15 protein-coding genes are annotated in these 19,559 nt (G+C 70.4%); 6 read left to right on the forward strand and 9 right to left on the reverse strand.

Annotated elements, in window-relative coordinates:
- The first annotated feature begins 42 nt into the window (after window positions 1-42).
- Window positions 43-1,242, forward strand: coding sequence for a threonine--tRNA ligase (gene thrS / locus BJY16_RS02705; RefSeq protein WP_185037541.1), 1,200 nt, complete (start codon window positions 43-45; stop codon window positions 1,240-1,242).
- Here the strand turns inward: thrS and cimA are convergent.
- Window positions 1,221-2,795, reverse strand: a complete 1,575-nt coding sequence (gene cimA / locus BJY16_RS02710) for a citramalate synthase (protein ID WP_185037542.1) — start codon at window positions 2,793-2,795, stop codon at window positions 1,221-1,223. The genes thrS and cimA overlap by 22 nt on opposite strands.
- A 218-nt stretch (window positions 2,796-3,013) precedes the next feature.
- Here cimA and BJY16_RS02715 point away from each other — a divergent pair, with 218 nt between their 5' ends.
- Both BJY16_RS02715 and BJY16_RS02720 read left to right on the forward strand, forming a co-directional pair.
- Complete coding sequence (locus BJY16_RS02715; RefSeq protein ID WP_185037543.1) at window positions 3,014-3,271, forward strand: hypothetical protein; 258 nt, start codon at window positions 3,014-3,016, stop codon at window positions 3,269-3,271.
- 10 nt (window positions 3,272-3,281) lie between these two features.
- Window positions 3,282-4,025, forward strand: coding sequence for a tyrosine-protein phosphatase (locus BJY16_RS02720; protein ID WP_185037544.1), 744 nt, complete (start codon window positions 3,282-3,284; stop codon window positions 4,023-4,025).
- A gap of 70 nt (window positions 4,026-4,095) precedes the next feature.
- Here the strand turns inward: BJY16_RS02720 and BJY16_RS02725 are convergent, their stop codons facing one another.
- From BJY16_RS02725 to BJY16_RS02735, 3 genes are all read right to left on the reverse strand, one after another.
- Entirely contained in the window at window positions 4,096-4,995 is a 900-nt protein-coding gene (locus tag BJY16_RS02725; RefSeq protein ID WP_185037545.1) for a hypothetical protein, read from the reverse strand.
- A gap of 128 nt (window positions 4,996-5,123) precedes the next feature.
- On the reverse strand, window positions 5,124-6,221 hold the full coding sequence (locus BJY16_RS02730) for a branched-chain amino acid aminotransferase (RefSeq protein WP_185037546.1): 1,098 nt from the start codon (window positions 6,219-6,221) through the stop codon (window positions 5,124-5,126).
- A gap of 124 nt (window positions 6,222-6,345) precedes the next feature.
- Window positions 6,346-7,371 carry a 3-isopropylmalate dehydrogenase gene (locus tag BJY16_RS02735; protein WP_185046234.1) on the reverse strand — a complete coding sequence of 342 codons (1,026 nt, stop codon included), beginning with the start codon at window positions 7,369-7,371 and terminating at the stop codon, window positions 6,346-6,348.
- A gap of 497 nt (window positions 7,372-7,868) precedes the next feature.
- Between BJY16_RS02735 and BJY16_RS02740 the strand changes: the two genes are divergently transcribed.
- A complete protein-coding gene (locus tag BJY16_RS02740) occupies window positions 7,869-8,204 on the forward strand; it encodes a hypothetical protein (protein ID WP_221502215.1) in 336 nt (111 codons plus the stop codon).
- Here BJY16_RS02740 and serA read toward each other — a convergent pair.
- A complete protein-coding gene (gene serA / locus BJY16_RS02745; protein ID WP_185037548.1) occupies window positions 8,201-9,775 on the reverse strand; it encodes a phosphoglycerate dehydrogenase in 1,575 nt (524 codons plus the stop codon). The genes BJY16_RS02740 and serA overlap by 4 nt on opposite strands.
- A 369-nt stretch (window positions 9,776-10,144) precedes the next feature.
- Here serA and BJY16_RS02750 point away from each other — a divergent pair, with 369 nt between their 5' ends.
- Entirely contained in the window at window positions 10,145-11,362 is a 1,218-nt protein-coding gene (locus tag BJY16_RS02750) for an IS110 family RNA-guided transposase (protein ID WP_311775284.1), read from the forward strand.
- Window positions 11,363-11,484: 122 nt separating this feature from the next.
- On the opposite strand, the gene ilvC is transcribed toward BJY16_RS02750, so the two are convergent.
- From ilvC to BJY16_RS02770, 4 genes are all read right to left on the reverse strand, one after another.
- Window positions 11,485-12,498, reverse strand: a complete 1,014-nt coding sequence (gene ilvC, locus BJY16_RS02755; protein WP_185037549.1) for a ketol-acid reductoisomerase — start codon at window positions 12,496-12,498, stop codon at window positions 11,485-11,487.
- An 11-nt stretch (window positions 12,499-12,509) separates the two neighbouring features.
- A complete protein-coding gene (gene ilvN, locus BJY16_RS02760) occupies window positions 12,510-13,028 on the reverse strand; it encodes an acetolactate synthase small subunit (RefSeq protein ID WP_185037550.1) in 519 nt (172 codons plus the stop codon).
- Entirely contained in the window at window positions 13,028-14,857 is a 1,830-nt protein-coding gene (locus tag BJY16_RS02765) for an acetolactate synthase large subunit (RefSeq protein WP_185037551.1), read from the reverse strand. The genes ilvN and BJY16_RS02765 overlap by 1 nt, the downstream gene beginning before the upstream one ends.
- Window positions 14,858-15,001: 144 nt before the next feature.
- Window positions 15,002-17,341, reverse strand: coding sequence for a putative bifunctional diguanylate cyclase/phosphodiesterase (locus BJY16_RS02770; protein ID WP_185046235.1), 2,340 nt, complete (start codon window positions 17,339-17,341; stop codon window positions 15,002-15,004).
- 120 nt (window positions 17,342-17,461) lie between these two features.
- On the opposite strand from BJY16_RS02770, the gene ilvD reads away from it, so the two are divergent.
- The gene (gene ilvD, locus BJY16_RS02775; RefSeq protein WP_185037552.1) at window positions 17,462-19,309 is read left to right on the forward strand and encodes a dihydroxy-acid dehydratase; all 1,848 of its coding nucleotides are present in this window, start codon (window positions 17,462-17,464) and stop codon (window positions 19,307-19,309) included.
- Window positions 19,310-19,559: the final 250 nt, after the last annotated feature.

Here is a 19,559-nt window from a genome sequence, read left to right on the forward strand (position 1 = left end):
CTTTTTCGTGCGGGTCGCCCTTCCCTGACGAAGGAGACCCTGATGATCGACCATCGGAAACTCGGCCGCGAGCTGGACCTCTTCGACTCCGACCCGCTGATCGGCGCGGGGCTGCCGTTCTGGCTGCCGGCCGGCGCGGCAGCCCGCCGCGAGGTGGAGTCCTATCTGTACGACCTGGAGCGCCGGCACGGCTACCAGCACGTCTACTCCCCCGTGCTGGGCAAGAGGCAGATGTACGAGCTGTCCGGCCACTGGGCGAACTTCGCCGGCGACATGTTCCCGCCGATGCCGGTCGGCGACGACGAGCTGGTGCTGCGCCCGAGCATCTGCCCGCACCACGCGTTGATCTTCAAGGCGCGCCAGCGGTCGTACCGTGACCTGCCGTTGCGGATCGCCGAACTGGGCCAGATGTACCGGCAGGAGCGCTCCGGCGTGCTCGGCGGCCTGTCCCGGGTGCGCTCGATCTCGCTCAACGACTCGCACATCTTCTGCCCGCCCGGGCAGGCCGCCCAGGAGGTCGCCGGTGTGCTGCGGCTGATGCGGGAGTCGCACGCGGCGCTCGGCCTGCGGCCGGCGTCCTACCAGCTGTCGCTGCGCGGGCCGGGGAAGAGATACGGCGGATCGGAGCAGGGGTGGGCGGAATCCGAGCGGTTGCTGCGGGGCGCGCTCGCCGACGAGGGATTCCGGTACGAGGAGGTGCCGGGCGAGGCGGCGTTCTACGGGCCGAAGATCGACGTGCAGGTGGCGGACGCGGCCGGGCGGGAGTGGACCATCGCCACCGTCCAGATCGATCACCATCAGCCGGAGCGGTTCGACCTGTCGTACGTCGACGCGTCCGGCCGCAAGTCCCGGCCGGTGATGGTGCACCGGAGCCTGGCCGGCTCGATGGAGCGGCTGTTCGGCCAGCTGATCGAGGAGCACGGCGGGGCGTTCCCGGTCTGGTACGCCCCGGTCCAGCTGGCTGTCCTCCCGCTGGTGGCTTCGTCGTTCGGTGATGAGGCGACCGCCGCGGGCTTACGTGTCGCGGTCCTGCGTGACGGCTCGCTCGGCGCGCGGATCCGGGCGTCCGCCAAGGTCCCGTACATCGCGGTGATCGGCGAACGGGAGGCCGCGGACGGTCTGGTCTCGCTGCGGCTGCGGGACGGGCGGCAGCTGGACCCGATGCCGGGGGCGGAGGCGATCGCACTGATCAGCGCGGTCGCCGCCGCCCGGCAACCCGATCAACTCCTGCTCAGGCCATAGGTCAGGGCGTCCACCAGGGCGGTCCAGCTCGCCTCGACGACGTTCTCGTGGACGCCGACCGTGGTCCACTCGCGGTTGTGGTCGCCGGTCTCGACCAGCACCCGGGTGATCGCGTTGGTGCCGTGGCTGCCCTCCAGGATCCGCACCTTGTAGTCGTTCAGCTCGAACGACTTCAGCGCCGGATAGTGGTTCGACAGCGCGGTGCGCAGCGCCTCGTCGAGCGCGTTGACCGGGCCGTTGCCCTCCGCCGTGGCGATCACCCGCTCGCCCTTGACCCGGACCTTCACGGTCGCCTCGGAGATCACCTTGCCGTCCTCGCGGTGCTCGACCAGCACCCGGTACGACTCCAGGGTGAACGGCCGGCTGACGTCCGCGCCCGGCAGCTCGCCGCGGACCAGCAGCTCGAACGAGGCGTCGGCGGCCTCGAAGGACCAGCCGACCGCCTCCAGGTCCTTCACCTTCTGGGTGACGGTGGAAAGGGTGTCCGGATGGCCGGCCAGGTCGATGCCGAGCTCGCGACTCTTGAGCTCGATGCTGGCCCGGCCGGCCATCTCGGTCACCAGGATCCGCATGTCGTTGCCCACAACCGACGGGTCGACGTGGTTGTAGAGCAGCGGATCCACCTTGATCGCGCTCGCGTGCAGGCCCGCCTTGTGGGCGAACGCCGCGGCCCCGACATAGGCCTGGTGGGTGTCGGGGGCGATGTTGGCGATCTCGGCGAGCGCGGTGGAGACCCGCGTCGCCTTCTCCAGGCATCCGTCCGGTAGGACCTTCAGCCCGAGCTTGAGTTGCAGATTGCTGACCGTGGCGAACAGGTCGGCGTTGCCGGGGCGCTCGCCGTACCCGTTCGCGGTGCACTGGAAGTGCCGCACCCCGGCCTCGACCGCGGCGACCGTGTTGGCGACCGCGCAGGCGGTGTCGTTCTGGCAGTGGATGCCGAGCCGGTCGGCGCTCACCCCGGTGCGCTCGACCACCTCGGTGATCGCCTTGGTGACCATCGAGGGGAGCATGCCGCCGTTGGTGTCGCACATGACCACGCGCTCGGCGCCGGCGTCGATCGCGGTCTTCACCACGCTGGCCGTGTAGTCCGGGTCGAAGCGGAAGCCGTCGAAGAAGTGCTCGCAGTCGACGAACGCCCGGCGGCCGTTGGCGACCAGGTGCCGGACGGTGTCCCGGACCATCGCCAGGTTCTCCTCGGCGGTGGTGCGCAGCGCCCGCTCCACGTGCCGGATGTCCGACTTGGCCACCACGCAGACCACCGGGGTACCGGCGTCCAGCAGAGCCTGGACCTGCGGGTCGGCGGCCACGTCCACCCCGGCCTTGCGGGTCGCGCCGAAGGCGACCAGCACCGCGTGTTTCAGCTGCAGCTCGGTTTTCGCCCGTTCGAAGAACTCGGTGTCCTTGGGCATCGCGCCCGGCCAGCCACCCTCGATGAAGCCCACGCCGAACTCGTCCAGCAGACGCGCGACGGCGAGTTTGTCGGCGACCGTGTAACTGATTCCCTCGCGCTGCCCACCGTCGCGCAGCGTCGTGTCGAACACCTGGTAGTCCATCGGGGAGGTCCTTTCAGTCGGTCACCCACACAACAACAAAAAGACCCCCCGCGGATGCGGGAGGTCTGCGCGTCGGCGAGAAGTCAGCCGGCGCGCTAGGTGCGAATAATCAGCACGAGGTGGGTCACGGTTGCAGCATGCCACGCGCACGCCGCGTGAGACGGAAAAACCCACAACTTGAGACGGTACGTACGCCCGCCCGGGGGTATGCGGCGAGCATGAGCGACCCGCAACTCCGGCAGAACGATCCCGACCGGGCCGGTGGCCTGATCAGCGACGCGCAGGGCGAGTTCGTGCAGCAGCATCCCGGTGGCGCGTTCGACCCGCGGACCTTCCGGCACGGCGGGCGGCCGGCGGACGAACCGGTCGACGACTCGGACGACGCGGTGGAGCCGGACGAGGCCGAGACGCCGCGGCCGCCGATGAGTGGTGAGCGGATGAGCTCGCCGGGCCGGGAGATCGACAAGGCGGGCTAGTTTGGTCGGCGTGGTTGCCGAATCGTACTCACGAAACCTGGGCTTCTCCGCGACCTACAACTTCCGCGACGTCGGCGGATACCGCGGTCTCGACGACCGGCGGGTACGCTGGCGCCGGCTGTTCCGGGCCGACTCGCTGCACCGGATCGGGGACGCCGACGCGGCGGCGTTCACCGCCCTGGGCGTCCGGACCGTGATCGACCTGCGCCGCCCGACCGAGGTGGAACGCTTCGGCCGGGTCCACGAGCGCTACGGCCTCGACTATCGCAACCTGGTGCTCAAGCACATCGACTGGGAGGAGGTCGAGCACCCGGAGGGCACCGACCACGAGCGCTGGCTGGCCGACCGCTACCTGAACTTCGCCGAGGACGGCCGGGAAGGCATCCTCGACTCACTGCGCCTGATCGCCGACCCGACGGCCGCGCCGGTCGTGGTGCACTGCATGGCCGGCAAGGACCGGACCGGCACCATCTGCGCGCTCACCCTCTCCCTGCTCGGCGTCTCCGACGAGGACATCGCCGCCGACTACGCGCTGACCACCGAGGCGATGGCCCCGCTCACCGCGTACCTGCTGGAGAAGGCCCCGGAGTCGATCCAGGGCAACGAGCACATGTTCGACTCCCCACCGGCCGCCATGCTGCTCTTCCTCGACGACCTCCGGGCTCTGCACGGCTCGGTCGAGGGCTACGTCCGCGAGATCGGCCTCACCGACGCCGAGATCACCTCCCTGCGCCGCCACCTCCTCGAAGACTGACCCACCCGAGCAGGCAGCCGGTCACCTGCGCCCGGCGGATGCAGGTGACCGGCTGGTCGCGACGGTGCCACTAGACGTCCGGCTCGCACTGGAAGGGGGCCGACATGTCATCCAGGAAGTCCAGGTCGTCCAACTCCCGAGCCGTGGCCGCCTGTTGGATCAAGCGGGCGAGCCGGTCCTGATCGGTGCAGGCGAGCATCTTCTCGCGGAACAGCTCCGGCGTCTCGATCCCGCGGGCATCAAGGACGGCGAGGACGGCTTCAGCTCGCGCCTGCGCTTCCCCCTGTTTGAAGTAACGACGGGCGAAGTCGCTCTGGTAGTGATGACTCGTAGTGGCCATGAACTCCTCCAGGAACATCCGAGCCGCCGGCGGCAGAGCCGCGAGCACAAAATCAGTGTATAGAGCGGCACGCCCCGGCTCGATGGTGTCAAGTGCGGTGAACAGGGCGTTGAAGAGTGCGTCCCGGTCCGGCCGGGAGGCATGGGCGAGAGTTGACAGAATCGCCATTTCGGGCAGATGGCAGGCCTCTTCGGGATCGATGATCACGGGAACCTGCTCGGGACCGAGCGCCATGGGAAACACTGTCGAGCCGGGCGGCCCGATGGCGATCGGCACCGCAGCCCACCTTGCGATGGCCTCGGTCGGGCAGATCGCCAACAGCGCCACCGGACAGCCCAGGCGGGCGTACAGGGTGGCCACGTAGGCCGGCCAGGAGAAGCGCTTGTGGCCGTCGATGCGAAGTTGCACCTCGATGATGATCGCGAACGTGGCGGCGCCCTCATGAATCAGGGTGACGACCGCGTCGGCTCGGTACTCCGTAGGTGCGACGTTCGTGAAATCGGCGGAGGACAGGTGCGCCTCGTCGAATTCCGGCACGGGAATTCGCAGAGCCTGGTCGAGCAGGTCCGCAGCGAATGCCGGCCGGTCCCGGAACATCTCGATGAGAGTTTCGTGTAACTGGGAAGGCATGCCATAGACGCTAGCCAACTTGTCGGGCGTGCACTAGTCGTACGACAGGGTGTCACGCGCGTCACAGGTGTGCGGAAAAACGCGAAAGCCGGCGGAGAGGAACTCTCCGCCGGCTTCTCGGTGGTGGGTCAGGCGACTCGGTGGACCCAGCCGAAGGTGTCCTCGGCACGGCCACGCTGGATGTCGACCAGCTGTTTGCGGAGGTCCATGGTGACCTCGCCGGGGCCGCCGTCGGCGACGGTGAAGTCGCCGTCCAGGCTGCGGATGGTGCCGATCGGGGTGATCACGGCGGCGGTGCCGCAGGCGAAGGCCTCGCGGACACGGCCGGAGGCGGCGCCGTCGCGCCACTCCTGGAGGCTGACGGCGCGCTCCTCGACGCGGCGGCCGGCCCGCTCGGCCAGCTTGATCACCGAGTCGCGGGTGATGCCGGGCAGGATGGTGCCGGTCAGCGGCGGGGTGACCAGGGTGCCGTCGTCCAGGACCAGGAAGACGTTCATGCCGCCGAGCTCGTCGATGTACTTCCGCTCCACCGCGTCCAGGTAGACCACCTGGTCGCAGCCGTGCTCGATGGCCTCGGCCTGAGCGGAGAGGCCGGCCGCGTAGTTGCCGCCACACTTCGCCGCGCCGGTGCCGCCGGGGGCCGCCCGGGTGTAGTCCGGGGTGACCCAGACCGAGACCGGCTTGACGCCGCCGGAGAAATACGGCCCGACCGGGGAGGCGATCACCAGGAAAAGATATTCCAGGGCGGGGCGCACGCCGAGGAAGACCTCGCTGGCGTAGGCGAACGGCCGCAGGTAGAGGCTGCCGTCCTCGTCCTCCGGCAGCCACTTGCGGTCGATCGCGATGATCTCGTGCAGCGACTTGAGGAAGATCTCCTCGGGCAGCGCCGGCATCGCCATCCGCTGAGCGGACAGCGCGAACCGGGCCGCGTTGGCCTCCGGGCGGAACATCGCCACGCCGCCGTCGGGCAGCGTGTACGCCTTCAGCCCCTCGAAGATCTCCTGGGCGTAGTGCAGGACCGCGCTGGCCGGGTCCATCGGGATCGGGGCGCGGGCCTCGACCCGCGGCTCATACCACCCCTTGCCGTCGGCATACCGCACGGTGACCATGTGGTCGGTGAAGATCCGGCCGAATCCGGGGTTGGCCAGCAGCGCGGCGCGCTCGGCGTCCGCGACGGGCGCCGGGTTCGGACGGATCTCGAACTCGAGGCTGTCACCACCGCTCATGACAAAGGGACCTGCTTTCTGCGGAAAAGTTCTGAGGGGGCACCCGTAGTGCGCCCATGAATCTACCCCGAACGGTCGTTAAAACCATGACCCGCAGAGGGATTTGGGAACGGGTGCCGTGCCGTCAGAGCGCGGCGGCGACCCGGTCACCGACCTCGTCGGTGCGCAGCGCGGCGCCCGGCGCGCGGGACGCCACCTCGGCCGCGACCGCCTCGGTCACCCGGGCTGCCTCGGCGTGCCTGCCCAGGTGCTCGAGCAGCAGCGCGGCGGAGAGGATCGCGGCGGCCGGGTCGGCGATGCCCTTGCCGGCGATGTCCGGCGCGGAGCCGTGCACCGGCTCGAAGGTCGACGGGAACTTGCGCTCCGGGTTGACCGAGCCGCTGGCCGCCATGCCGATGCCACCGGTGACCGCGGCGGCGATGTCGGTGAGGATGTCGCCGAACAGGTTGTCGGTGACCACCACGTCGAACCGCTGCGGGTTGCTGACCATGAACATGCTGGCCGCGTCGATGTGCTGGTACTCCGTGGTGACCTCGGGGAACTCGGCGGCGACCGCGGCGAAGGCGCGGGACCACAGGTTGCCGGCGTGGGTCAGCACGTTGGTCTTGTGCACCAGGGTGACGTGGCGGCGGTCGCGGCGCTGGGCGCGGGCGAACGCGTCCCGGATCACCCGCTCGACGCCGTGCCGGGTGTTCAGGCTCTCCTCGGTGGCGATCTCGGCGGGGGTGTCCTTGTGCAGGACGCCGCCGGCGCCGACGTAGAGCCCCTCGGTGCCCTCGCGGACCACGACCATGTCGATCTCGCCGGGCTTCACGCCGGCGAGCGGGCTGGTGGTGCCGGGCCAGAGCTTCGACGGGCGCAGGTTCACATACTGATCGAAGTCGAAGCGGAGCTTGAGCAGCAGGCCGCGCTCCAGGACGCCCGGCGGGACGCTCGGGTCGCCGATCGCGCCGAGCAGGATGGCGTCGTGGCCGGCCAGCTCGGTCTGGACCGACGCGGGCAGGACCTCGCCGGTGCGGTGGTAGAGGCGGGCGCCGAGGTCGTACTCGTTGTAGTCCACCCCGGGCAGGACCGCGTCGATCACCTTGCGCGCCTGCGCGGTCACCTCGGTACCGATGCCGTCGCCGGCCACCACCGCGATCCGCGCCACGCTCACGATTCTCTCCCTGCCACGTCCGGATAATCAGCACTCACGGTAACGCTAGATCCCGAAGCCCGGAACGATGGTCCCAGCTTTTGAACGCCCGGGGCGTTTTCGCTGGATGATCTTCGGGTCGGGCGCGGGCTTTCCGGACTTGTTGCGGACGCTCCGCGGAATCCACCGGGCCCGCCGGACCCCGGCGGACCCCTCCCGGGCCCTCCCTCCGGACCTCCCCCGGACGCGAACAACCCCCGGACCGCGGCAAACGGTCACGGGGGTTGATGCGACGAGTACGCGTGGCTCGGTCCCGCCGGAAGCGCGCGGCCCCACGACGGACTCCGTCACCCGAAGACGTGTCCACCCGGGACGTGCGGCTGGGGACAACGCTAGCGATGCGGACTAATGACGCGCAAGACGCATCCCCGCGTGTCGGCCCACGGGTTCTCACCCTGGGGCGGTGGTGATGGCACCATGCGCCGGTGAGTTTCGACCTAGTGGTGTGGGCGATGGACCCCGCGGCGGCGCCGGATCAGGTGCGTGCCGCCAATGCGCGGTGCGCCGAGGGCGTACACCCGCAACGCCCGGCCGACCCCCGTGTCGTCGCCTTCTACGACGCCTTGACCAGTACTTATCCGGACCGCGGGCCGCGTGCGACGGGGCCCGGCTCGCCGTGGGCGAGCGCGCCGCTGCACGCGGCCGCGGACCACATCCAGATGCGGCTCGACGAGAGTTGCCCGGACGTGGTGCTGGAGACGATCGAGCGGCTGGCCGCCGAGCTGAACCTGGACCTGCTGGACCTGCAGGACGGCACGGTCTACCCGCCACCGCTGCGCGTCGGCTAGTCGGCGCGCAGGTCGACCGCGGCTTCGTGGGAGGAGCCGATCTCGGCGGCGACCTCGGCCAGCAGGTCGGGGTCGACCGACGAGTCCACGGTCAGCGTCATCAGCGCCTCGCCGCCGGCCGCCCGGCGGGCCACCTGCATCGCGGCGATGTTGACCCCGGCCCGGCCCAGCGTGGTGCCGATCCGGCCGACCACGCCGGGATGGTCCCGGTAGCGGAACAGCAGCAGCACGCCGTCGGCCGGCAGGTCCAGCTCGAAGCCGTCCACCTCGACCAGCTTGCCGGCCGCCCCGGCTACCGCGACCGGGCGGCCGTCCGGCAGCGCGCCGCGCACCGTGATCAGGCTGGAGTGTTCGCCGGCGTCCTCCGACGTCGCCAGCGCCACCTCGACGCCCCGGTCGGCGGCGAGTTGCGGGGCGTTCACGTACGTCACCCGCTCCTCCACCACCGACGCGAACAACCCTTTCGTGGTGGCCAGCCGGAGCACCGTGACGTCGTGCGCGGCGACCTCCCCGGCCACCTCCACGGTCACCCCGGCGGCCACTCCCCCGGCCACCGCGGTGAACACCCGGCCGAGCTTCTCGGCGAGCGGCAGCAGCGGCGTGACCTCCTCGTCGACCGCGCCGCCGGCCCGGACGTTCACCGCCTCCGGGACGAACTCGCCGCGCAGCGCCAGCCGGACGCTGCGGGCCACCGCCAGCCCGGCCTTGTCCTGCGCCTCGACGGTGGAGGCGCCCAGGTGCGGGGTGACCGTGACGCTGTCGAAGGCGAACAGCGGCGACTCGGTGAGCGGCTCGGTCGCGAAGACGTCCAGCCCGGCGCCGGCCACCCGGCCGTCGGCGATCGCCTCGGCCAGCGCCCGCTCGTCGACCAGGCCGCCGCGGGCCGCGTTCACGATCCGCACCCCCGGCTTGACCTCGGCCAGTTCCTTCTCGCCGATCAGGCCGACGGTCTCCGGGGTGCGCGGCAGGTGCACCGAGATGAAGTCGCTCTCCCGGATCAGCTCGTCCAGGGTGACCAGCCGGACGCCGAGCTGGGCGGCCCGGGCCGGCTGCACGTACGGGTCGTAGGCGACCAGGTGGGCGCCGAACGCGGCCATCCGCTGGGCCACCAGCACCCCGATCCGGCCCAGCCCGACCACGCCGACGGTCTTGCCGTAGATCTCGACGCCGGTGTAGGCGGAGCGCTTCCAGCGGCCGGCCTTGAGCGCGGCGCTGGCGCTCGCGGTGTGCCGGGCGGTGGTCAGCAGCAGCGCCACCGCCTGCTCGGCGGCGGAGATGATGTTGCTGGTCGGCGCGTTCACCACCAGCACGCCCCGGACCGTCGCGGCCGGGATGTCGACGTTGTCCAACCCCACCCCGGCCCGCGCCACGACGCGCAGGTGCGGTGCGGCCGCCAGGGCCTCGGCGTCGATCCGGGTCGCGCTCCGGACGATCACCGCCTCGGCCTCGTGCAGGGCGTTCAGCAGCGCGGGCCGGTCCGTGCCGTCCACCGTCCGGACCTCGAAGTCCGTGGTGAGCACGTCGATCGCGGCGGGCGCCAATTCCTCGGTTACCAGGACGATGGCAGTCATCGACTCTCCATCCAGGTGCGTCGGTATTGACGGACCCAAATGGTACGGAGCTTCCCGGACACCGGTTCAGTTCATTCACGCGATCGAGGGTTTCCGGAACCACCCGCGGACCGTGAAGAGGGCGGCGATCGCTCTGGACGCGCCAGCGGCCAGATCGCCGGCCTCGGCCCGCGCTACTTAAAGAGAATTTGGTGTACGACCGCGGCCCGGCCAGGCTTGGTCGAGGTGATCGGTAGGGTGCTCAGGCCCGCGCTGCCCACTCATATGGCGGGGTGTGGCTCTCTCCCGGCTTGGACCCTGCCGGTCACCGTGGCGCGGAGTGGCTGAAGAGGGGTTTGCCCAGCTGTAAGTAGCGTTGCCCTCCCGCTGGTGTGGTTCTGCCGCGACGACGGGAAGGTCAACGGGTACATGGGTCAGCTGATCATTGGAGTCGATCCGCACAAGCGGTCCGCGACGATCGAGATCATCAACGAGCGTGAACAGGTGCTGGCCCGTGGCAGGTACGGCACCGACACCGGTGGCTACCAGCAGATGCTCGCCGCCGGCCGCCGTCACGCCGGCCGGGTGTGGGCGGTCGAGGGCTGTAACGGCATCGGCCGGCACCTGGCCCAGCGGCTGGTCGCCGACGGCGAAACCGTGCTGGACGTCCCGGCGAAACTCGCCGCGAAAGCCCGCAACTTTGACACCGGGCACGGCCGTAAAACCGACGGTCACGACGCGCACCACATCGCGGTGACCGCCCTGCGCACCCCGGGCCTGCGCCGCGTTCACGCCGACGGCGCCACCGTCGCGCTGCGGCTGCTGGCCGACCGCCGCGACCAGCTCGGCGCCACCCGCACCGAGACCATCAACCGGCTGCACCAGCTACTGCTCGAACTGATCCCCGGCGGCGCGAAGAAGAACCTGACCACCGACCAGGCCCGCACCCTGCTCGAACGCGTCAGCGTCCCGGCCGGCGACATCGTCACCGCCACCCGCTATCAGCTGGCCGGCGACCTGGCCGACGAGCTCACCACCCTGGACACCAAGATCAAAGCAGCCAACCGGCAGCTGAAGACCGTGCTGGCCGCCACCGGCACCCAGCTGACCAGCCTCAACGGCATCGGCCCCTCCGGCGCCGCCCGCCTGCTCGGCGACATCGGCGACATCAGCCGCTTCCCGACCCGCGGGCACTTCGCCACCTGGAACGGCACCGCCCCCATCGACGTGTCCTCCGGCGACAACCATCATCACCGGCTCAACCGGGCCGGGAACCGGCGCATCAACCGGGTCCTGCACATCATGGCCATCACCCAGCTCCGCTTCGACACCCCCGGCCGCGCCTACTACCAGCGCAAACGCGCCGAAGGCAAAACCGCGATGGAAGCCATGCGAGCGTTGAAACGACGCCTGTCCGACACCGTCTACCGCCAAATGATCAAAGACGACCACACGGCACAACAGACAGCGACGGGTCCGGGAGGACACACGGGGGCGACTCTGAACTCCAGCGCGGCCGACCCAAACCCCAAGATCGACACTTCGGAAAAGTCACAACCCGGACCCGCCAACCACCACCCTAAAACACCCCTCACACCAACCCCTTGACAGAGGGGTGCCGGGAGCATGCGATCCGCACCCCGCCGGGCCTGCGTATATGAAGAAATTGACCTTGATTTTGGGCAGAGAAAAGCGCCTGGCCGACATCGACCAGGCGCTGATCCGACAAACTATGCGGTTTCGGTGATCGGGCGGTCGACCCAGCTCATCATGCCGCGCAGCTTCTTGCCGGTGACCTCGATCGGGTGCGCCTCGCCCTGCTCGCGGTACTTCTTGAGCTCGGCGCCGCCGTTCTCGTCGTCGGCGATCAGGCGGCGGGTGAACTCGCCCGACTGGATGTCGGCGAGGATCGCCTTCATCTCCTTCTTGGTCTCCGCGTTGATCACGCGGGGGCCGGAGACGTAGTCACCGAACTCGGCGGTGTCCGAGACGCTGTAGCGCATCCGGGAGATGCCGCCCTCGTACATCAGGTCGACGATCAGCTTGAGCTCGTGCAGGCACTCGAAGTACGCGATCTCCGGGGCGTAGCCGGCCTCGGTGAGCACCTCGAAACCGGTCTGCACCAGCGCCGCGGTGCCGCCGCAGAGGACAGCCTGCTCGCCGAACAGGTCGGTCTCGGTCTCCTCCTTGAACGTCGTCTTGATGACGCCGGCGCGGGTGCCGCCGATCGCCTTCGCGTACGACAGGGCGAGCGCCTGGCCGGTGCCGTCCGGGTCCTGCTCGACGGCGATCAGGGCGGGCACGCCCTTGCCGTCCACGTACTGGCGGCGGACCAGGTGGCCGGGGCCCTTCGGGGCGACCATCGCGACGGTCACGTCGGCCGGCGGCTTGATCAGCTCGAACCGGATGTTCAGGCCGTGGCCGAAGAAGAGCGCCTTGCCCGCGGACAGGTTCGGCGCGATCGACTCGGCGTAGATCTTGCGCTGCGCGGTGTCCGGCGCGAGCACCATGATCACGTCGGCCCAGGCGGACGCCTCGGCCGGGGTCTTCACCGTGAGGCCCTGCTCCTCGGCCTTCGGCCGGCTCTTCGAGCCCTCCTGCAGACCGACCACGACCTCGACGCCCGAGTCACGCAGCGACAGCGAGTGGGCGTGGCCCTGGCTGCCGTAGCCGATGACGGCGACCTTCTTGCCCTGGATGATCGAGAGGTCGGCGTCGCCGTCATAGAAAACTTCCGCGGTCATTACTTGCCTTTCTAAGCGGCGCGGAGCGCCGGGCCGGTGGTGATGGAACGAGAGCCGCGGCCGATGGCCACGAGACCCGACTGGACCATCTCTTTGATGCCATAGGGCTCGAGGTCACGCAGCAACGCATCAAGTTTGTCGGGGTTGCCGGTGGCCTCGATCGTCAGGGTGTCCGGAGCGACGTCGATCACTCGCGCCCGGAACAGCTCGACGGTCTCGAGCACCTGGCCGCGCTGCGCCCGGTCGGCACGCACCTTGACCAGAAGGAGCTCCCGCTGGACCGACTGCGCCGGGTCCAGCTCCACGATCTTCAGGACGTTCACCAGCTTGTTGAGCTGTTTGGTGACCTGCTCGAGCGGCGACGACTCGGCGTCGACCACGATCGTGATGCGGCTGACGTCCGGGTTCTCCGTCTCGCCGACCGCCAGGGAGTCGATGTTGAAGCTGCGCCGGGAGAACAAGCCGCTGACCCGGGCCAGCACACCGGGCTTGTTCTCGACCAGCACGCTCAGCGTGTGCTTGCTCGTCATCAGAGGTCGTCCTCTTCGAAGGTGGGACGCACGTCCCGGGCGAACATGATCTCGTCGTTGCTGGTGCCGGCCGCGACCATCGGCCACACCATGGCGTCCTTGCCGACCGTGAAGTCGATGACCACCGGCGCGTCGTTGATCTCCATGGCCTGCTGGATGACCTTGTCGACGTCGTCCTTCGACTCGCAGCGCAGGCCGATGCAGCCGAGTGCCTCGGCCAGCTTCACGAAGTCCGGGATCCGGTGCTTGTGCGTGCCCAGCTCGGTGTTGGAGTAGCGCCCGTCGTAGAACAGGGTCTGCCACTGCCGGACCATGCCCAGGTTGCCGTTGTTGATCACGGCGACCTTGATCGGGATGCCCTCCAAGGCGCAGGTGGCCAGCTCCTGGTTGGTCATCTGGAAGCAGCCGTCGCCGTCGATCGCCCAGACCTGGGTGTCCGGCTGGGCCACCTTGGCGCCCATCGCGGCCGGGACGGCGTAGCCCATGGTGCCGGCGCCGCCCGAGTTGAGCCAGGTGCCCGGCTTCTCGTACTTGATGAACTGGGACGCCCACATCTGGTGCTGCCCGACGCCGGCGCAGTAGATCGCGTCCGGGCCGACCAGCGCGCCGATCCGCTCGATCACGTACTGCGGGGCCAGGGTGCCGTCGGTCGGCTCCTCGTAGCCCAGCGGGTACCGCTCGCGGATGTCGTTGAGCGTGGTCCACCAGGCCGGGTACTGCTCGACGCCGCCGGCGGTGGACGACACCGCGGCGATCAGCTCGTCGATCACGTGCCGGGCGTCACCGACGATCGGGACGTCGGCGTGCCGGTTCTTGCCGATCTCGGCCGGGTCGATGTCGGCGTGCACCACCTTGGCGTCCGGCGCGAACGAGTCCAGCTTGCCGGTGACCCGGTCGTCGAAGCGGGCGCCCAGGGTGACCAGCAGGTCCGCTTTCTGCAGCGCGTAGACCGCCGGGACGGTGCCGTGCATGCCGGGCATGCCCAGGTGCTGCGGGTGCGAGTCGGGGAACGCGCCGAGCGCCATCAGCGTGGTGACCACCGGCATGCCGGTGAGCTCGGCCAGCTTGCGCAGGCCGTCCGTGGCGCCGGCCTTGAGGACGCCGCCGCCGACGTACAGCACCGGGCGCTTGGCCTGGGCGATCAGCCGGGCCGCCTCGCGGATCTGCTTGCCGTGCGGGTGCAGGGTGGGCCGGTAGCCGGGCAGGTCCAGGGTGGGCGGCCAGGTGAACGTGGTCTGCGCCTGCAGCACGTCCTTCGGGATGTCGACCAGGACCGGGCCGGGCCGGCCGGTGGCCGCCAGGTGGAACGCCTCGGCGACGATCCGGGGCAGCTCCTCGGCGGTCTGGACCAGGAAGTTGTGCTTGGTGATCGGCAGCGTGATGCCCTGGATGTCCGCCTCCTGGAAGGCGTCCGTGCCGATCGCCGGGCGGGCCACCTGGCCGGTGATCGCGACGATCGGGACCGAGTCCATGTAGGCGTCCGCGATCGGGGTGACCAGGTTCGTCGCGCCCGGGCCGCTGGTCGCGATGCAGACGCCGACCTTGCCGGTGGCCTGCGCGTAGCCGGTGGCCGCGTGCCCCGCGCCCTGCTCGTGCCGGACCAGGATGTGCCGGACCTTCGAGTCGAACAGCGGGTCGTAGGCCGGCAGGATCGCGCCACCCGGAATGCCGAACGCGACCTCGACGCCGAGCGCCTCGAGCGACCGGACGAGCGCGCCGGCGCCGGTGGTGGCTACCGGCGCCGTGACGGCCGGAGCGGAGTTCGCAGCCGCCGCGACGGTGGCCGGAGTGACTCGGTGGGCGAGGGTTTCAGGCGTGGGTCTCGTCATGGCAGTTCAGACCTTTTCGGGTTGGCGTCCAGCACTTGAGCAACAAAAAAGGCCCACGTGCAGAAGCACGGGACCTAGCGCACCCTCCTGATGGTCAGGAGCGGTGCGCTTTAGATAAGTACTCGGGACGCGAAGCACATGCGGCTAACCTTGCCTCATCTCACGGTCCGAGTCAACTGATCCCACATTTTGATCACCAACCGACGCGGAGAATTCCGGATCGGTCGGCAACAACGCTCTGAGCTGCCGCATCCCGGGACCGAGGCGGACCAGCTGGCTACGGGCCGCGGCGTTCGCCGACGGCGCCGGGCGCGGCGCCGGAAGCGGCCGCGGGCCGCTCGGGCGCAGCGACAGCAGCCGCGACTCCAGGTGCTCGGCCGGCACCCCCCAGCCGAACAGCGACCCCTGGCCCAGCCGGCAGCCCGCCTCCTCGACCACCTCACGCTGGGCCGGCGTGCCGATCCCCTCGGCCAGCACCTCCAGCCCGAGCCGGTGCCCCAGCCGGACCACCACGTCGACCAGCGGGGCGGCGGTCCCGGTCCGGGACTCCGGCTCGGCCACCAGCGCGTGATCGATCTTGAGAATGTCCACCGGAAGAGTGCGCAGCTGGGTGAGCGACGAATAGCCGGCGCCGAAGTCGTCCAGGGCGATCCGCACCCCGGTCTCGCGCAGCTCGGCCAGCCGGCGGACCAGCTCCTCCATGTCGGTGGCGACCGCGTGCTCGGTCACCTCCAGCACCAGGCGCTGCGGCGGCACGCCCAGCTCGGTGAGGATGTCGGCGACCTGGGCGGCGTAGTCGGCGTTGTGCAGCTCCTTGGGCGACAGGTTCACCGACATCCAGATGTCGTGGCCGGCCGCCAGCCAGTCGGCCAGCTGCCGGCAGGCATTCTCCAGCACCCAGGCGCCGATCCGGTTGATCAGGCCGGACTCCTCGGCCACCGGGATGAACTCGTCCGGGCGGACCGGGCCCAGCTCCGGGTGGGTCCAGCGGAGCAACGCCTCGCAGCCCACCGGCCGCATCGACGGCAGCGCCACCACCGGCTGGAAGACCAGGCGCAGCTGGCCGCGGTCGATCGCGTGGCGCAGCTCGCCGGTCAGCGTGCCGCGGCGGCGCAGCAGCTCGTCGTAGCCCGCCTGGTACTGCTCGACGCGGTTCTTCCCGCGCTGTTTCGCGTAGCGCAGCGCCAGGTCGGCGTCGTGCAGCAGCTCGCCGGTGGAGGCCACGCCGACGCTGGCGGAGAGGAAGATCTGACCGCCGTCCACCTCGTAGGGCTCGCCCAGCACGGCGAGCAGCCGGTGCGCGGCCAGCACCGCCTCGTCGGCGTCGCCGTGCATCAGCACCGCGAACTCGTCGCCGCCCAGCCGGGCCGCCACGTCGCCGGCCAGCAGGTTGCGCTTGAGCCGGGCGCCGACCTCGGCCAGCACCGCGTCGCCGACGTCGTGGCCGCGCAGGTCGTTGACCGTCTTGAAGCCGTCCATGTCGATGCCGATCAGGGCCCGCTCCTGGCCGCCGGCGAGCAGGGCCAGCCGCAGGCCCCGGCGGTTCGCCAGGCCGGTCAGCGGGTCGGTGTGGGCCAGGTCGCGGAAGTGTTTCTCCCGCTGCCGCAGCTGGACCGTGTAGCGCCGGACGTCGTCCAGCGCGAGGAACTGCCGGGCCACCAGGGCCAGGCCGACCACGCTGATCCCGAAATATCCGTACGCGTCGAGCGTCCCGCCCCGCGCCAGGTGCCAGCCGAGGGCGCCGACCACGCCGAGCATCGGGATCACCGCGTACGCCCCGCCGCGCTCCAAAACGTCGCCGGTCGCCTGGACCGGCCGGTCGGCGGCCCGCACCGCCCAGGCCACCAGGATCAGCCCGGCGCTGAGCAGCAGCACCGAGGTGAGCACCAGCTCGTCGCCGCGCCGGCAGATGCCGCCGGACACCCCGGCCGAGGCGATCGCGGTCAGGCTCACCCCGGCGCCGACCCGGACCGAGTGCCGCCGCGGCCGGTGCCCGTGCAGCGCCAGCACCCCGGTCAGGCCCAGCCCGAGCACCGCGAGCAGGGCCGGCAGGATCACCGCGACGCACTGATAGGGGGTGGCCGAGCCGAGGATCCGGGTCGGGCGGGCCAGCAGCACCCAGCCGACGAACCAGATCGCCGCGGCGATGACCAGCCCGTCCAGCACGTGCCGGAGGGCGGCGGCCGGGCCGCGGGCCGCGCCGGGCAGCGCCACCGTGCCGGCCAGCAGGGTCAGGGTGCCGAACGCCATGCCGACCGCCATCGCGGTGGCCAGCGTCCGGCTGCCCGGCGCCGTGTCGTGGTGGTGCTCGGTGAGCAGCGCGGTGGCCAGGCCGGCCAGCGCGGCCGCGGTGACCAGCGCGCCACCGGCGGCCAGCAGCAGGTGGGCGCGGCGGGCCACGCCGGTGTGCCGGCGGCCCGACTGCCCGAGCAGGGCGACCGCCGGGACGGCGGCGAGCAGGCCGGCCAGGCCCGCAAGCTCCATACCGGACGGTGAGTGCACGGACCACACTTTGCCGGATCTCTGTCGATCGCGAAACCCTTCGCGTCCCGCGCTGTGGACGTCCGTGGCGATCCCGGCCCTGGTCGGTGGCACTATGGGGAAATGCCTGAGCTGCGCTCCCGGACCTCGACCCACGGTCGGACGATGGCCGGTGCCCGCGCCCTGTGGCGCGCCACCGGCATGACCGACGACGACTTCGGCAAGCCGATCGTCGCCATCGCCAACAGCTACACCCAGTTCGTACCGGGGCATGTGCACCTCAAGGACCTGGGCGGCCTGGTCGCCGAGTCGATCGCCGCGGCCGGCGGCGTCGGCCGCGAGTTCAACACGATCGCGGTCGACGACGGCATCGCGATGGGCCACGGCGGCATGCTCTACTCGCTGCCCAGCCGCGAGCTGATCGCCGACGCGGTGGAGTACATGGTGAACGCGCACTGCGCCGACGCCCTGGTCTGCATCTCGAACTGCGACAAGATCACCCCGGGCATGCTGATCGCCGCGCTGCGGCTGAACATCCCGACGGTCTTCGTCTCCGGCGGCCCGATGGAGGCCGGCAAGACGGTCGCCATCGAGGGCATCGTCCACGAGAAGCTGGACCTGGTCGACGCGATGAGCGCGGCCGCCAACGACAACGTCACCGACGCCCAGCTGGACACCATCGAGCGGTCCGCCTGCCCGACCTGCGGCTCCTGCTCCGGCATGTTCACCGCCAACTCGATGAACTGCCTGACCGAGGCGATCGGCCTGTCGCTGCCCGGCAACGGCTCGACGCTGGCCACGCACGCCTCGCGCAAGGCGCTCTTCACCGAGGCCGGCCGGCTGATCGTGGAGATCGCCAAGGAGTACTACGAGAAGAACGACGAGTCGGTCCTCCCCCGCTCGATCGCCAGCCTGAGCGCCTTCGAGAACGCGGTCGCCCTGGACGTCGCGATGGGCGGCTCCACCAACACGGTGCTGCACCTGCTGGCCGCGGCCCGGGAGGCGGAGCTGGACTTCAGCGTCTCCGACATCGACGCCATCTCGCGCCGGGTGCCCTGCCTGTCCAAGGTCGCGCCGAACAGCCCGAAGTACCACATGGAGGACGTGCACCGGGCCGGCGGCATCCCGGCGCTGCTCGGTGAGCTGCACCGGGGTGGCGCGCTGAAGACCGACGTCCGCGCGGTCCACTCGCCGTCGCTCTCCGCCTGGCTGGACAAGTGGGACATCCGGGGCGGTTCGCCGTCGGAGGAGGCGCTGGAGCTGTTCCACGCCGCGCCCGGCGGGGTCCGCACCACCGAGCCGTTCAGCACCACCAACCGCTGGGCGAAACTGGACACCGACGCGGCCGAGGGCTGCATCCGCTCGGTCGAGCACGCCTACACCGTCGACGGCGGGCTGGCCATCCTCTTCGGCAACCTCGCCCCGGACGGCTGCGTGGTCAAGACCGCCGGCGTCGACGAGTCGATCTGGAAATTCACCGGCCCGGCCCGGGTCTACGAGTCCCAGGACGCCGCGGTCACCGGCATCCTCGGCAAGGAGGTCGTCGAGGGCGACGTGGTGATCATCCGCTACGAGGGCCCCAAGGGCGGCCCCGGCATGCAGGAGATGCTCTACCCGACGTCGTTCCTCAAAGGCCGCGGCCTGGGCAAAGCCTGCGCGCTGATCACCGACGGCCGCTTCTCCGGCGGCACCTCCGGGCTGTCCATCGGCCACGTCTCCCCGGAAGCGGCCGGCGGCGGCCTGATCGCCCTGGTCGAAACGGGCGACGAGATCATCATCGACATCCCGGGCCGCAGCATCACCCTGAACGTGCACGACGACGTGCTCGCCCAGCGCCGGCACGAGCAGGAGCGGCGGGCCAAGCCGTACACGCCGGTGGACCGGCAGCGGCCGGTTTCGGCGGCGCTGCGGGCCTATGCGTCGATGGCTACCAGCGCCAGTGATGGGGCTTATCGGCGGGTGCCTGAGTAAGGGCCTCTTGGCGGCCGGTGTCGGGCAGGGCGGGTCTTCGGTTCCGCGCCGCTGCCCGGTGCCGGCCGTTTCTCTTTTTTGGTACGGATGGGTGCCCGGTGGGCGTTTGTGTCTCCGCACCTGTTCGGGCCTTTGCTTTGTCTGTGGCTTTGCGCCGTTCGGGCGTTTGCGCCGTTCGGGCGTTTGCGCCGTCGCGCTCTCGCGCCGTTCGTGCCTTTACGCCGTCGCGCTCTCGCGCCGTTCGTGCCCT

The sequence above is a fragment of the Actinoplanes octamycinicus genome (genome assembly GCF_014205225.1).
In the GTDB taxonomy this organism is placed as follows: Bacteria; Actinomycetota; Actinomycetes; order Mycobacteriales; family Micromonosporaceae; genus Actinoplanes; species Actinoplanes octamycinicus.